Origin of the sequence: Vreelandella massiliensis (genome assembly GCF_900155385.1) — a bacterium.
GTDB lineage: Bacteria > Pseudomonadota > Gammaproteobacteria > Pseudomonadales > Halomonadaceae > Vreelandella > Vreelandella massiliensis.
Map to the genome: position 1 here is coordinate 372104 of NZ_LT699745.1, position 14601 is coordinate 386704.

General features: G+C 58.1%; 14 protein-coding genes and 1 tRNA gene. 8 read left to right on the top strand and 7 right to left on the bottom strand.

All coding sequences use genetic code 11. The features are described 5' to 3' along the window. Positions 1 to 6: 6 nt before the first annotated feature. A complete protein-coding gene (locus BQ9846_RS06340; RefSeq protein WP_075879929.1) occupies positions 7 to 900 on the bottom strand; it encodes a LysR family transcriptional regulator ArgP in 894 nt (297 codons plus the stop codon). A 114-nt stretch (positions 901 to 1014) separates the two neighbouring features. On the opposite strand from BQ9846_RS06340, the gene BQ9846_RS06345 reads away from it, so the two are divergent. Together BQ9846_RS06345 and BQ9846_RS06350 are read left to right on the top strand one after the other, a co-directional pair. Then, a complete protein-coding gene (locus tag BQ9846_RS06345; protein ID WP_075879931.1) occupies positions 1015 to 1629 on the top strand; it encodes a LysE/ArgO family amino acid transporter in 615 nt (204 codons plus the stop codon). 134 nt (positions 1630 to 1763) lie between these two features. Next, positions 1764 to 4334, top strand: coding sequence for an EAL domain-containing protein (locus BQ9846_RS06350; RefSeq protein ID WP_075879933.1), 2571 nt, complete (start codon positions 1764 to 1766; stop codon positions 4332 to 4334). 45 nt (positions 4335 to 4379) lie between these two features. On the opposite strand, the gene BQ9846_RS06355 is transcribed toward BQ9846_RS06350, so the two are convergent. The 3 genes from BQ9846_RS06355 to BQ9846_RS06365 form a co-directional block, all read right to left on the bottom strand. Next, a complete protein-coding gene (locus BQ9846_RS06355) occupies positions 4380 to 5423 on the bottom strand; it encodes a patatin-like phospholipase family protein (protein WP_075879936.1) in 1044 nt (347 codons plus the stop codon). 143 nt (positions 5424 to 5566) lie between these two features. Continuing rightward, entirely contained in the window at positions 5567 to 6940 is a 1374-nt protein-coding gene (gene aptA, locus BQ9846_RS06360; protein WP_075879940.1) for an omega-aminotransferase AptA, read from the bottom strand. A 172-nt stretch (positions 6941 to 7112) separates the two neighbouring features. Then, positions 7113 to 8432 carry an ATP-grasp domain-containing protein gene (locus BQ9846_RS06365; RefSeq protein ID WP_075879943.1) on the bottom strand — a complete coding sequence of 440 codons (1320 nt, stop codon included), beginning with the start codon at positions 8430 to 8432 and terminating at the stop codon, positions 7113 to 7115. A gap of 252 nt (positions 8433 to 8684) precedes the next feature. Here BQ9846_RS06365 and BQ9846_RS06370 point away from each other — a divergent pair, with 252 nt between their 5' ends. Further along, complete coding sequence (locus BQ9846_RS06370; RefSeq protein ID WP_075879947.1) at positions 8685 to 9335, top strand: rhomboid family intramembrane serine protease; 651 nt, start codon at positions 8685 to 8687, stop codon at positions 9333 to 9335. Positions 9336 to 9409: 74 nt separating this feature from the next. Here the strand turns inward: BQ9846_RS06370 and BQ9846_RS06375 are convergent, their stop codons facing one another. Beyond that, positions 9410 to 11197 (bottom strand): methyl-accepting chemotaxis protein, encoded by a 1788-nt coding sequence (locus BQ9846_RS06375; RefSeq protein WP_075879950.1) that lies wholly within the window; start codon positions 11195 to 11197, stop codon positions 9410 to 9412. 220 nt (positions 11198 to 11417) lie between these two features. On the opposite strand from BQ9846_RS06375, the gene BQ9846_RS16685 reads away from it, so the two are divergent. Then, positions 11418 to 11561, top strand: a complete 144-nt coding sequence (locus BQ9846_RS16685) for a hypothetical protein (RefSeq protein WP_159437911.1) — start codon at positions 11418 to 11420, stop codon at positions 11559 to 11561. Positions 11562 to 11629: 68 nt separating this feature from the next. On the opposite strand, the gene BQ9846_RS16690 is transcribed toward BQ9846_RS16685, so the two are convergent. Together BQ9846_RS16690 and BQ9846_RS06380 are read right to left on the bottom strand one after the other, a co-directional pair. Continuing rightward, positions 11630 to 11704 (bottom strand) — tRNA-Leu (locus BQ9846_RS16690). A 61-nt stretch (positions 11705 to 11765) separates the two neighbouring features. Then, positions 11766 to 11963: a hypothetical protein gene (locus BQ9846_RS06380; RefSeq protein WP_075879954.1), complete on the bottom strand. Its 198-nt coding sequence runs from the start codon at positions 11961 to 11963 to the stop codon at positions 11766 to 11768. A gap of 81 nt (positions 11964 to 12044) precedes the next feature. Here BQ9846_RS06380 and BQ9846_RS06385 point away from each other — a divergent pair, with 81 nt between their 5' ends. The 4 genes from BQ9846_RS06385 (at position 12045) to BQ9846_RS16960 (ending at position 14557) form a co-directional block, all read left to right on the top strand. Continuing rightward, on the top strand, positions 12045 to 13628 hold the full coding sequence (locus BQ9846_RS06385) for an ATP-binding protein (protein ID WP_075879957.1): 1584 nt from the start codon (positions 12045 to 12047) through the stop codon (positions 13626 to 13628). 334 nt (positions 13629 to 13962) lie between these two features. Beyond that, entirely contained in the window at positions 13963 to 14121 is a 159-nt protein-coding gene (locus BQ9846_RS16950) for a hypothetical protein (RefSeq protein ID WP_235818927.1), read from the top strand. After that, entirely contained in the window at positions 14108 to 14305 is a 198-nt protein-coding gene (locus BQ9846_RS16955; RefSeq protein ID WP_235818928.1) for a hypothetical protein, read from the top strand. Before BQ9846_RS16950 ends, BQ9846_RS16955 begins: the two co-directional genes overlap by 14 nt. Positions 14306 to 14398: 93 nt before the next feature. Next, on the top strand, positions 14399 to 14557 hold the full coding sequence (locus BQ9846_RS16960; RefSeq protein ID WP_235818929.1) for a hypothetical protein: 159 nt from the start codon (positions 14399 to 14401) through the stop codon (positions 14555 to 14557). The last annotated feature ends 44 nt before the right edge of the window (positions 14558 to 14601 follow it).

Here is a 14601-nt window from a genome sequence, read left to right on the forward strand (position 1 = left end):
GCGATCTTAGGACAACGCCACGGTACGCAGGCGCGCGGTTAAGCGCTGCAGGAGGCCGCTGCTGTGGCGCCACGTGTGCCAGTAGAGCGGCACGTGGAGCGCTTGGTCGACGACGCTAATAAGACGACCTGTGCAAAGATGATCCTCCACCTGCATCTGCGGGATCATCCCATACCCCACGCCGGCGAGGGCCAACCGTACAAAGCCTTCCGATGAGGGGCAGAGGTGATAGGGAAAGCGCCCGTGGTAGCCACACTGGGCCAGGAAGCGGTGCTGCAACTGATCGTGCGGGCCGTAGACGATGGCCGGCGCTCGCGCCAGGGCGGCATCGTTGACGCCGCGGGCAAAGTAGCGCTCACGGTAAGCCGGGGTGGAGAGCGGGTAGTAGCACATCTCGCCTAGCGGCTCGCAGCGCGCGCCGGCCATCGGCTGCGGTGTGGCGCAGAGGCAGGCGGCCACGTCGCCGGCGCAGAGGCAGGCGGCCACGTCGCCGTCGCGCATCCGTTTAAGGCCGACCTCCTGATCCTCCACCACCATATCCAGCAGCACGCCCTCCTCCTGACACAGCGGCGCCACGGTATCGGCCCACCAGGTGGCCAAACTGTCGGCGTTGATGGCGATCCGCAGCCGCGTGGCCGGCTCGTCAAGGGTGGGCAGCGACTCACGCAGATCGCGCTCCAGCAGCACCACCTGCTGGTAGTGGGTCAGCAGTTTCTGCCCCGCCGGGGTAGGGGCAAGGTGCGGATGGCGTACCAACACCGGGTGCCCGAGCCGCACTTCCAGGGTTTTGATGCGCTGCGAGATCGCCGACTGCGAGATGCCGAGCACCTCCCCCGCGCGTTCAAAGCCGTCGCACTCCACCACCGTGGCGAGCGCCTGCAGCAGCTTATAGTCGAGCACTGCGTCTCCTTTTCATAAGCAAAGCTAATACAGCATTAGTATTATGATTTTTCTCCATACATGCCAGCCGGTAAGCTGCGCCTTCGACAACCTGACGGCACACGGAGGCGTTTTATGTGGGAGAGCTATCTCACCGGATTAGTGGTATGCGGCGGTATCATCATGGCGATTGGCGCGCAGAATGCGTACGTGCTCGGCGTGGCCGTTAGGCGCGAGCACCACTGGTGGTCGGCGGGGCTGTGTATCAGCGCCGATATTGCCCTGCTGAGCTTGGGTATGTTCGGCGTGGGGGCGCTGCTCATGGCGCTGCCGAGCGCCATGGAAGTGATGCGCTGGCTGGGGGTTGCCTTTCTCAGCTACTTGGCCGCGCTGGCGCTCTACCGCGCCGCCTATGGTCGCCAGGGGCTAGACGCCGACACCCAGCGCGATCGCAGTGTCGCCCAGGTGCTGCTGGCCACGCTCGCCGTCACCGTGCTCAACCCGCAGGTCTACCTGGACACGCTGCTGCTTATTCCCGCCATTGGTGCCCAGCAGGAGAGCGCCCCGACCTTCGTCGCCGGCGCCGTGACGGCCTCCATTGGCTGGTTCTGTCTGCTCGCCTGGGGCGGGGCGGCGCTCTCCCCCTGGCTCTCCCGCCCGGTCGCGTGGCGCACGATCGACGGCGTGATCGGCGTTATGATGGCTGTGATCGCGATAAAGCTGGCACTGGGGAGCACGCTAATGGCATAGAGCGTAGGCGTAACGATGGCAAAAAATCCTTAGGGCGGTGCTTGTTGTAGTATGGGGAGAGAACGTTCAGGCTGGTCATTCCCACTGGCGAATCCACCTAACAGCTTAAGTCTTTATACCCATAAGGATTGTCGATGAACGATGAAGTGCGTCAGCTGGAAGCCCAACAAGATATCCACCGACTCATATCGCAACGCGCCCCATTGCCCGAAACGCTGGACGCCATCGCCCAGTGGATAAAACAGCGGCTACCCGATGCCATCGTGACGTTCATGCTTTACGACGCGCAGGACGGCACGTTAAGCCTGTTACCCAACCCGCGCTTTTCCGCCCACTACCATAAAGCGTTGCAGAAGGTTCGCGTTGCACCCGATGTGGCGTCCTTCGCCACGGCGGCCCATGAGCGCAGCCCGGTGTTCACGGTGGACATCGCCGCCGACCCCCGCTGGGAGGGTTTCCGCGACGCCGCCCTTGCCGAAGGGGTTCGCGCGTGCTGGTCCAGCCCCGTGATCGCCCCCGACGGGGAGCTACTCAGTACCTTTAGCGTCTACTACGCTACGCCCAGAATACCCACGGCGGATAGCGAGCAGCGACTGCATCAAGCCGCGGCGCTGATCTCGTTGGCCTTCCTGCGTGAACGCGATACCCAGCACCACCGTGAGCTCACGCAGTGGTACCGGTCGCTGTTCACCCACCATCCCGATGGCGTCTATGAGTTCGACCTGGAAGGCCGTTTTTTGCGCTGCAATCCGGCGCTAGAGCAGATGACTGGTTACCCCGAATCCCACCTGCTCGGCCAGCACTTAAGCCGCTTCATCGAACCTGAAGACCGCGAGATGACCTTGGTGTATTTCAACATGGCCGCCCTCGGCGAGGCGGTGACGTATGAAACCCGCGTCACCCATGCCGAGGGTTACACCTGTTACCTGGAGGTGATCAACTTTCCCGTGGTCTTGGATGACGAGATCGTCGGCGTCTACGGCATCTGCCGCGACATTACCCAGCGCAAGCGCCAAACCGATGCCTTGAGACGGCTCAGTCGCGGGATCGAAGCCAGCCCCAACGGGGTGTTAATGGCGGATGCGCGCGAACCCGATATGCCCATCGTGTACGCCAACCCGGCCTTTTTGACCATGACCGGCTACGACCTCGATGAGGTACTAGGCATCAATTGTCGTTTCCTGCAGGGGCCGGAGACCGACCCGGACGCCGTGGACAAGATCCGCACGGACATCCGCCAGCAGCGCGATGTCCGCGTGACACTGCTCAATTATCGCAAGGATGGCACGCCGTTCTGGAACCAGCTGGAAATCAGCCCGGTATTCGATGACGACCAGGTCTGCAGCCACTTTATCGGGACTCAGCAAGACATCACTGAGCGAAAAACGCAAGAAGCCCATATCGCGCATCAAGCGACCCACGACCTGCTGACCGGGCTGTACAACTTAACGGCCTTTACCCGTCTGTTAGATGATGCCTTTCAGCGTAGCCTGAAGAAACCGGAGCTGCTGGCCATGATGTACCTGGACATGGACGGCTTTAAGGCCATCAATGACGGGCTAGGGCATCATGTCGGCAACCAGGTGCTGAGCACCATCGCGCAACGGCTGGAAACGCTGCTGGGCTCGGACGACGTGTTGGCACGCCTGGGTGGGGATGAATTCGGTATCTTGCTGGTCAATTATGGCAGCCGTGATCAAGTGATTCAGCTGGCCGAGCGTATTCTCGTGGCCTTGGCACAGCCCGTCGAGGTGGACGGTCAGCTCATTCAGCTCAGCGCCAGTATTGGCATCGCCTGCAACTGCGTCCCCCTAGAGCAGTCCCACGAACTCGTCCAGCACGCCGACCTGGCCGTGGAGCAGGCCAAGCGTCAGGGTCGCAACACCTGGCAGTGGTACGCGGGGCGCCAGGCAGAGAGCTCTCGGCATAGCGTGATGATGCGCCACGAGCTGAACACGGCGTTACTCGAAGAGCAGTTCGAGCTTCACTATCAGCCCCAGGTGGATGCCTCAAGCGGCGAACTCCGTAGCGTCGAGGCGCTGGTGCGCTGGCGCCACCCGACGCGGGGCATGGTGTCACCGGGGGAGTTCATCCCCTTGGCCGAACAAACGGGGCAGATCATCCCGTTAGGGCGTTGGATCCTGCAACAGGCTTGCCGCGACATCGCCGAACTTCGCGCCAGCACGGGCCGCGAACTGCCGGTGGCGGTGAACATTTCGTCGCTGCAGTTTTGCCGCAAGGGCTTTTTTGAGGAAGTTGAAGAGGCCTTGTCGCGTTCGGACCTACCGCCGGCACTGCTGGAGCTGGAAATTACCGAGAGTGTGCTGCTGGACGGTGCCGAACCGGTGATCGAGCTCATGGAGGCACTCAATACGATGGGGGTACGGGTCGCGATTGATGACTTCGGCACCGGCTTCTCAAGCCTCAGTTACCTGTGCGACCTGCCCGCGCACAAACTCAAGCTCGACCGCAGCTTCGTGCAGAAGGCCCAGCAGGACCATCGTATCGCCGCTATCGTGCAGGGCGTGATCACCATGGCGCACCATATGGAGATGATCGTGGTCGCCGAAGGCATCGAGACCCGTGAAGAGCAGCAGGATATGGTACGACGCCGGTGCGAGTTGCTGCAGGGCTTTCTGTTCTCGCGGCCCATTCCCTTGAACGACCTGACGACGTTACCGGAACAGCTTCCCGCTTATGCCTGACCACATCGGCCTGACCAACCGTCATGGGCTCGGGCAGCAACTCGGTCAGCCTTGGTGCTGGGCACCGATACCTTGGAACATCTGGCGAAGGTCGACCGTTGAACGCTCGCCGATGTCGGCGAAGTTCGCCTCCAGCCAGCGGGTGGCGGTGGTTCGTCCCATGTCGCGTAGCTTAACGAGAAATTCCCACTCGGCATTCATCTTCGACGACGCTCCCAGGGGGTTCATCTCCGCTTGGTTTTCCACGATATGCACCCGCACCTGACGATACTCATCGGGTGAGAGCTTGCCCTGACAGATCAGCCGGTCGACAAAATCGATCGCCCGCAACTCCTTGAGCAGGCTGCTATTAAAGCTGATCTCGCTCATGCGGTTCTGGATCTCTTGGGGGGTCTTGGGGACGCCCTTGCGCTCGATGGGATTGATCTGAACCACCAAGATGTCGTCGGTGTCGGTCTCGCCGTGAAAGGGAAACAGCGACGGATTGCCCATGTAGCCACCGTCCCAGTAGGGCACCCCATCGATCTCGACCGCCTGAAAAAGATCGGGCAGGCAGGCGGAAGCCATCACCATGTCCGCTGTCAGCTCCTTCCGCGGGAAGACCTTGACCTTGCCGGTTTCCACATTGGTGGCGGAGATGAAAAGCTTGAAGGCAGTGCATTGGCGTACCATGGCAAAATCGATGCTCTCTTCTACCAAGTCGCGCAAGGGGTTGATGTTCATCGGATTGAGCTGATACGGCGAGGCCACGTGGGCGAGCGCGTTCATGGCGTGATACACGGGGTTGTTCTCCAGCCCCCAGTGGCCCATCAAGAGATCGATCGGCGTCCGTCTTAGCGGACTGTGCCGCGCGCTTTCGCTCATGCTCCGCCAGAAGTGATCGAGAGCCGCACGCGCTCCATCGGGGCCGTCGCGGGTGAAGCCATCGGCCAGCGCCACCGCGTTCATGGCGCCCGCCGAGGTGCCCGAGATCCCCGTAATCCGCAACCGTCCATCCTCCAAAATCCGGTCAAGAACCCCCCATGTAAAGGCGCCATGCGCACCGCCACCCTGAAGAGCGAGGTTAATGGGTTTGGATGTCTCTGCCATGTTATCGGTCCTGTCAGGTGTGGATGTGGGAGATGGATGTATCCTGCCATCTGTTGTTCGGACTCAGCATCAATGGCATTACGCCAAGTGCGGGGTTTTTGCGTTATGGCGCGGTGGGCGCGCCACGATAAGCACAAAATAGCTTATTTCAGCGCCTCCAAGGTGGTCGCGACTGCATCAAAAAGCCTCTCCAGCTCGGCCTCGGTGGTGCCAAACGGCGGGCCGAATTGCAGCGTGTCACCGCCATAGCGCACATAGAAACCCGCCTCCCACAGCGCCATGTGCGCATCACGGGGCCGAATGGTGGGGTCACCGTCGCGCGGGGCAAGCTGAATCGCCCCGGCTAAGCCGTAGTTGCGGATATCGACAATGTGGGGGCTGCCTTTTAGAGCATGCAATGTCTGCTCGAAGGACGGTGCGATGGCACTGACCTGGGCGGGAAAGTTCTCGCGCTCCATGAGTTCAAGCGTGGCCAACCCTGCCGCGCAGGCTACCGGGTGCGCGCTGTAGGTGTAGCCATGGGAGAACTCAATGGCGTGCTGGGGGCCACCAGCGTGCATGAAGGTATCGAAAATTTCCCTTGAAGCAATGACCGCGCCCATGGGCACGGCGCCGTTGGTGATCTGCTTGGCCACGTTCATGATATCCGGCGTCACGCCAAAGGCTTCAGCGCCGGTGGTCGCCCCGCTGCGGCCGAAGGCGGTAATGACTTCGTCAAAAATCAACAGGATATCGTGGGCGGTGCAGATTTCGCGCAGCCGCTCTAGGTACCCCTTGGGCGGCACGATCACTCCCGCCGAGCCGGACATCGGCTCGACAATAACGGCCGCAATGCTGGAAGCATCGTGCAGGGCGATGTGATCAAGCAGTGCATCGGCCAGTTCAGCGCCGCTTTCGGCCTGGCCACGGGTAAAGGCGTGCCCCGCCTGAAGGGTATGCGGCAGGTGCGTTACGTCCATCAGCTGGCCGTAGTGTTTGCGGTTGCCGCCGATACCGCCCAGGCTGGTACCACCGATGTTCACGCCGTGGTAGCCCTTGGCGCGGCCAATCATGCGGGTTTTCTCGGGCCGACCTTTCAAGCGCCAGTAGGCTTTGGCCATTTTGACCGCGGTATCCGCCGCCTCCGAGCCTGAGTTGGTGAAAAACACGTGATCAAGCCCGGTGGGCGTAAGGCTTGCGACCTTTTCCGCCAGCTTGAATGCCAGCGGGTGACCCATTTGAAAACCTGGGGCAAAATCGAGCGTACCCAGCTGTGATGCCACGGCTTTTTGAATCTCTTCGCGGTTATGGCCGGCACCGCAGGTCCATAGGCCAGAGAGCGAGTCAAACAGCTTACGACCCCGATTATCGATGTAGTACCGCCCTTCGGCTCCGGCTATCACGCGCGGGTTGGCACGAAAATCGCGATTGGCGCTAAAGGGCATCCAGTAGTGCGAGTTGAGCGCGCTTCCCGAGCCGGTTTCGTCTTTTGAAAGCCCCTGTGAAGCTTGGGTTGTTTGGCTGCTTGCTCTCAGCATGATGTCCGCTCCATCCTAGAAAACCGTGTACTCGGCCTATTGATCAATAGTGTATGGACTATCTGAGAACGTAAAGGGGCGGGAGGGGCAAATCGCGTGGGCTAAAAAAAACAGGCAATGCCCTACCAGGATGGAAAGGCATTGCCCTTAGTTCTAAAAAAAGCGTTACCCCTTAGACGTAAAAATCCAAATCCTCCTGGGCTTTCAGCAGATCCCGCATCTTGATGGGATCATCACCGAAGAAGAAGACCAAGCCCCAGTGCGTGCCGAAGGCTGAGCGGTCGGGCACCGTTTCTTCAGTCGGTGCGACCAGTTCGTGCGACTCGAAATAGGGGTGCTCGATGCACTCTTTGGGCATTTCCAGTTTGCTCACCACACGGCGGCGTGGGTACACGCCGAAGCAACCTGCGTACCCCTTGGCATCGACCACTTCGCGGGGGAAGAAGGCCTCCACTTCCTCTTTCGTGCTTTTCGGGTCGAACACCAGCATGGAGGCCTGATAGGCGTTAAAGCCGTAGGCTCTCTCGATCAGCTCGAATGCTTTAAAACCGGGTGGACGATAAGCGACCTCGCCAAAGTACATCTCTCCGTCAGCCGTGACGAAGTACTCGGGGTGAATCAAGCCGAACTGAATATCAAACGTTTTGATTAACAGCTCAATCTGCTTGGTGATCGCATTGCGCCAGCTCTCAAGCTCGTTGGTCGCGGGAACAAAGACCGAGTAACCCAGCGTCACGTATTCGGAGATATTGAGGAACTGGATTTTGCCATCGTGGATCCACGCCTCGACCGCGAACTCCCAGCCATCGAGGTGACTCTCCATCAATAGGGGGTACTCCTCATCCGGAATCAGGTCAATTTCTTCCAGCGTGCGAATCATCCGGTGGCCGAGGCAGCCGGCCTTGTCGAAGGCCTTGACGTGAATCGGGTCGTCCGGGTCACCGTCGAGCTTGAGCAGTGTCTGATTGACGCGTTTCATAAAGCGAACGACGTCTTCTTTCTCGTGGGCCTCCTCGAAGATGCCGACGCGAATACCGCCAAGCTGGGCACGCCGTTTCATCAAGGCCTTGTCGCGAAACAGAATAGACTGCCCGTACATACGCGGGTTATCGAGGAGTACCGAGTTAATGGCACCGGACCACTCGACGGTTTCCTCAAAGAGCGGTATCGCCACATCGACGCCTTCCGCCTTCAGCTTTTCGGCGATCTCCATGGAGCGATCGTTCAGCCGGATAAAATCCCACTGGATATAGGGGATATTGTTGGCGGTACAGAAATCCTCGGCCCAATCAGGGGCCACCACAACGTAGCGGCGATCAAATTTTTGTGCTGCCTTGATCGCGTTGAGGCTCCAGCCCAGCAGGGCGATATAGCCTTTGTTCGGATCCTTGGGGGTCTCGGTGCCTTTTACCGAGTCCAGCTCAGGATCACGCCAAGAGGCGACGGCTTCGGATAGTTGCTCGGGTAATTGCTTTTCTGATGTTATCGACATTCGATGCTCTCCTTTGCTGGTTAGCCCAAGCTGACGGCACCGACAACTTAAGGCGCCCTGGATAAACATAACCGCCGTCAGTGGTGTGCAGAAACATTGCTCAGAAGCGGTTGAGTCAGCCAGCATGAGGGAAGTTTTCAGCGCGCCCACCCAATTAAAGCTAGTTTATCCCCTGACAAATGGCAATTTAGCGCTAGCGCACCTAATGCAGGACAACAGAACATCATTCAACGCTCTGATTCAGGAGGTTACATGGAACGACAAGATCCTATCGTGCGCCGATCGACGCCGGTGGTCACCCAGCTTTTGATACTCAACGGCCTGGCCTTTCTTGCCTTGAGCACCGCGCCTCAGCTTCTTATTGAGCACTTTGCGCTCTGGCCCATTGCCGACCCGGCCGCTATCCAACTACCCGATCGCCTACCGCCAGGGGAGTTCAGACCCTGGCAATTGGTCAGTTACGCCTTTATGCACGGCGGCTTTTTGCATCTCGCCATCAATATGTTCGTGCTGTGGATGTTTGGCCGGCCCATCGAGAGCCAGTGGGGGCCGCGCTACTTTCTTGCCTTCTATGTCACCTGCATCGTCGGCACCGGCCTTGTGCAGCTTTTCATCGCTTCAAGCGGCCTCATGCCCCCGGCGCCCACGGTAGGCGCTTCCGGGGGTGTTTTTGCCGTCCTTCTGGCCTTCGGTCTGAGGTTCCCCAACCAGATGGTGATACTGCTCATTCCACCCATTCCCATGAAGGCGAAATACTTCGTGATCTTCATCGGGCTTGTTGAGCTTATGGCCGGCGTCTTCGGGACATCCCCCGGCGTTGCCAACTTTGGGCATTTAGCCGGCATGGCTTTCGCCGGCTTGTTTATCCTGCTATTTCGTCAGCGCCTGAACCGGCCGGACTGAGTACTGCCACTGCAACGATCCTGTCCACGGTTTTAGGCGCTCGATATCCGATTTAGCCGGTCAAAAAATGGCCGTTAAAACTCTTCCCAATCGTCCTCCGCGGTTGTTGCCACCGGACGCTTGAGTTCGGGGCGTTTGTGAGGTACTTGTTCTGACCGCGATGTGGGTGCGGGGCTGGAAAGGGCCGGCTGATGTTGGAGTGTAGCCGCGCCACGACTGCTCAGAGCATTGCCATCCAGCACGAAGCTACTGATGATCTGCGAGAGCTTCTCGGCCTCCTGGCGCAACTTCGTCGCCGTGCGAGTGGATTTCGACACCATGCCGGCGTTTTGCTGGGTCATGGTGTCCATCTCCCCAACGGCGGAATTGATTTGATGAATCCCGGCACTTTGCTCCTGAGCGCCCGCCGTGATCTCCCCGATCACGTCGTTGACCTCGCTGACACGCGTGAGGATCTCCTTCATCGTCTGTGTTGCGCTGTCGACGATTTTCTTGCCGTGACGCGAGTGCTCCACCGAGGCATCGATCAACCCGCGGATCTCCTGCGAGGCATCCGCGCTGCGCTGGGCCAGCTTGCGCACCTCTTGCGCCACAACAGCAAATCCTCTGCCATGCTCACCGGCGCGGGCAGCTTCCACCGAGGCGTTAAGGGCGAGAATGTTGGTCTGGAAGGCAATCGAGTCGATCATCTCGATAATGTCGCCAATGCGTGAGGACGAGTCGTCGATTTTCGTCATTGTCTCCACGACCTCTTTCATCGCCGCATCGCCTTTGCGCGCAACGTCCGCCGTGTTATCGGCGATGCGGCTAGCGGTCGTGGCGTGCTCGGCGCTGTGCGATACCGTCGAGGTGATCTCCTCCATCGCGGATGAGGTTTGCTGTAGATTCGCCGCGGCCTGATCGGTACGGGAGGCGAGTTCTTCGCTGCTTTGAGAGATGTCCGCCGACGCCCGATCTACCGCTAGCGCCGTGTCCCGAACGTTAACGAGTGTGTGCTGCATGTTCGAGAGAAAGCCGTTAAACCGCGCCGCGAGATCGCTAATTTCATCATTGCCGACCACCGCAAGACGGCGCGTTAAGTCCCCGCGCCCTTCTGTGACACTTTGGGAAATATCGGTGATGTCGGTTGCCGCGTTACGAATGCGCGTCACGATGCGTCGCGTCGACCACAACACGCCCGCGATCACCAAAAGATTGATCAAGGAAGCAATCACGAACGTCCGTATTAGGTTCTCTCTCAAGTTGGCCGCATACTCCGCTCCGATAGTGGCGATCGTCGCCTCGATATCGTTAGCGTAGACACCCGCACCAATCACCCAGTCCCACTCGGGCACTGGCACCACGTAGCTGTATTTGGTTTCCTCCTCGCCGGTCACCGGATGGGGCCAGGCGTACTGATGTTCTCCGCCCCCCTGTTGCGCCACGTCGCGCATATCGCGCAGCGGCTCTTCCCCATTGGGGCCTTTCACATCCAGCATATACGTGCCTTCCAGCGAGGGCTTGGGCGGCTGGACCCGCATGATGCCCTCATAGGTGTAGGCAAAAACATAGTTATCATCATCGAAACGCATGCTACGCAAGCGCGTTGCGGCCAGCTCGCGGGCTTCGGCTGTATTGCCTTCTGTTTGCATGATGCTATCGACCAGCGAGTGGGCCATTTGCACTACATCTTTCACGCCTTCTTTGCGCGACTCCAGCAGTTGCTCGCGCTGCTCAGCGACCCGTTCACGGTTATCCCGCACCTGCTCCATGGCGACCAACCCCAGGATGCACCATCCCGAGATTAGCAATGGAATGATTGCCAGCAGCAGTATCTTTCCCTGCAGGTTGAGAAGTCGGCGTTTATGTGGTGAGCGTGACATTTGTCATCCTTGTTATTTTGTTCGTTAAGACATTAAAAGGGTATTAATGGCCCATTTTGATGGCTGTAGCAATAACAGCAATACGACGGAAGTGGTGTGCTCTACGGGAGAAGCAGGTGAGCGCTAAAAAAGCGGCAGTGTGGCGGGGCATACGTCCGTTTAAACGGTTCACCATCGCAACGGCTATCGCGGGGTTTCATTCTACTGGACACTTCACGAGATGGGTAACTATCGCTGCGAGCTCCCCTCTCTGCCAACATCTGACGTCACCCTGGATAAGCTCTTTGAGAGTTCGCTTTTGCAGCGCCAACGCCTGAAAGCCAAAGCCAACCAGCAGCTGGCTGAATGGATGGGAGTGCACTGACAACTTTTGTGTCAAACCTTGTGCCAAAAAATAAGGGCCTACGCATTAACGTAAGCCCTTGAAATCATTGGCGCGCCCAGGCAGGATTTGAACCTGCGACCCTCGGCTTCGGAGGCCATTTTTGGAAGCTACAATTTTTCCGCCATCACCGGCAAAAACCTTAAATAACACAATAAAATCATAACCTTAAAGAAAAAATAATCGTCAAACGATTTTCATCTTTAAGCCAATTAACACCAAGATGTGCCCATTGGCGACAAAAAGTTGGCACATAGCGTGACTTTTTCGCGTCTTGTTTTTGACCACATTTGACCCTTGGCCACCAAGCCACATGTGACCTGAAATCTGATCTTGCTGTGCGTTAAACACACATAGCTCTTCCACTGAAAAGCTACGCATCATACGCACCACCTGCCCTACTTGCCACCGTGCTAAACTCATCGCCAACGACACAAGCGAACAGGTTTATCATGGGAGACCTCAATGTCATCTGCTCAACGCCGTAAACTTCCCATTGGCATTCAGTCCTTTGAGAAGCTGCGCAAGGGTCAGTATTACTACGTCGACAAAACGCCCTTGATTCACACCATGGCTGAAACGGGCGGTTACTATTTCCTCTCCCGCCCGCGACGGTTTGGTAAAAGCCTAACGCTGGATACGTTGCGCTGCCTGTTTGAAGGCCATGAAACCCTGTTTGAAGGACTTTATATTCACGATAAGTGGGACTGGCAGCAGCAACACCCGGTATTACGCCTCAGTTTCTCCAACGGTGTGGTTAACAGCCGCCAGGACCTGGACGCCAACATTCGTTATCAGCTGCAACAGCAGCGAGCAAACCTGAAAATTGAGACACCGCCGCCTGAGCGAATTGCCGACGATTTCGCCAACCTGATCGAGCACGCCCACCATGTCCATGGGCAACGCGTCGTGGTGCTGATTGATGAGTACGACAAGCCCATATTGGATAATATCCTCGACGCTGACAGGGCTCGCGAACTTCGCGAGGGGCTGAAAAATTTGTATAGCGTGCTCAAGGATGCCGACCCACACCTGCATTTTGTGTTGCTGACGGGTGTCTCTAAATTCAGCAAGATCAGCCTCTTTTCGGGGCTGAACAATCTGCGCGATATCACGCTTTCATCTGACTATGCCGCCATCTGCGGCTATACCGACCACGATGTCGATACCGTCTTTGCACCGGAGCTGCCCGGGCTTGACCGTGAAGATATTCGCCGCTGGTATAACGGCTACCGCTGGGGTGGGCAGGAAGTCCCCAGCGTTTATAACCCCTTTGATGTGCTGCTATTACTAGAAGAGCGTAAATTTAGCCCTTACTGGTTTGAGAGCGCTACGCCCACGTTTTTGGTGGACTTGCTGAAAGCACGCGGTGTGTTTACCCCGCAACTTAGCACCCTTCAGGCCAAGGCACAGTTGTTGGGCCGCTTTGATGTCGATGACATCGCAACTGAGGCACTGCTGTTTCAGACCGGCTACATCACCATCAAGGATATGCAGGAGCCGATGGTGGGCTACCAGCTGTACTCGCTGGGGTTTCCCAATCGGGAAGTGGAAAGCAGCCTGAACGAGTTTCTGTTGCCCGTTCTGGGTATCCCAGACAGCGAAGCGCAAACCTATCAATTGGCGCTGTTTAAGGTACTGCATGAGCATGATCTAGCAGGGCTGGAAGCTCACCTCAAAGCCCTCTACGCCGGCCTGCCCCACGACTGGTATCGCAACAACCCCATTGCCCAATACGAAGGGCATTATGCCAGCGTGTTCTACAGCCACTTCGCGGCACTGGGCGTGGGTGTGACAGTGGAAGATGCCAGCCACCGGGGTAAAGTCGATATGAGCGTCGACTTCTGCGGGCATATTTACCTTTTCGAGTTCAAGGTCGTGGAGCAGCAGCCTGAGGGAAAAGCACTGGAGCAGATCAAAGCTAAAGGCTATGCCGACAAACACCGTGCCAGTGGCAAGCCCATTCATCTCATTGGCGTGGAGTTTTCCAGCATTGAGCGCCAAATCGTAGCGTTTGAGGTGGAAACGCTGACCCCCGACGCAGGCTAAGCTCCACTTCATCACCTGTCGCAAGTCGTAAGCCATTCACGCAGGGAGGCCTCAATATCATCTGCTCATTGTCAGACACTGCCCAGTGGCATTCAGGGACTGGTGCATATTCCGCCCTATCATGACCGCCCATTCCGTTTGAACGTGACCGCATGTTCCGGGCGATGGTGACCGCGTATTCCGTTTTATCGTGACCGATTTTGGGTAGTTTTCCGGAATACTCGGTCACGTCCCCCCTGGAATCACATCTAACACGCTGGAATTCTTCAACTTAATTCGGCATACCTTTCTTTTTTATCACGAGGAAGTGCGAATGCCGGCTGCGAGGATTTCCATGCGACAGATCATCGAGGTCTTGCGCCTCAAGCACGACGTAGTCCTGAGCCACGACCGCATTGCTCGCGCTTGCGGTCTCTCCAAAAGCGTGGTCGGCAAGTACGTCAGCCAGCCCCAGGAAGGGCATCACCTGGCCGTTGCCCGTGGGCGCGGATGAGGCCCGACTAGAAGCGTTGCTGTTCCCCGTCAAGACTCCACCCTCACGCTTTGCCGAGCCGGATTACTTCCAGATCCACCATGCACTCAAGACCAAGGGCGTTACCCTGCAACGGCTCTGGGCCGAGTACACGGAATGCCACGGTGACAAGGCCTACCGCTATAGCCAGTTCTGCCACCACTAACGTCTCTGGCGGGGACGGCAGCGACGCACCATGCACCAGGTTCACCGGGCCGGTGAGAAGGTCTTTATCGATTAATGCGGACCGACCGTGCCGGTGGCGAACCGGAGCATCGGCGAGATACGTAAGGCCCAGGTCTTTATCGCCGTGCTTGGCGCCTCCAGCTACACCTTCGCCGAGGCCACCTGGAGCCAGAGCCTGCCGGACTGGATCGCCTCCCTCCAACGGATGCTGAAAGCAATAGAGCCAAGATGACAATCAGTGGCAGGCTGATTGCCAATTGGTACAACTGCCACCCA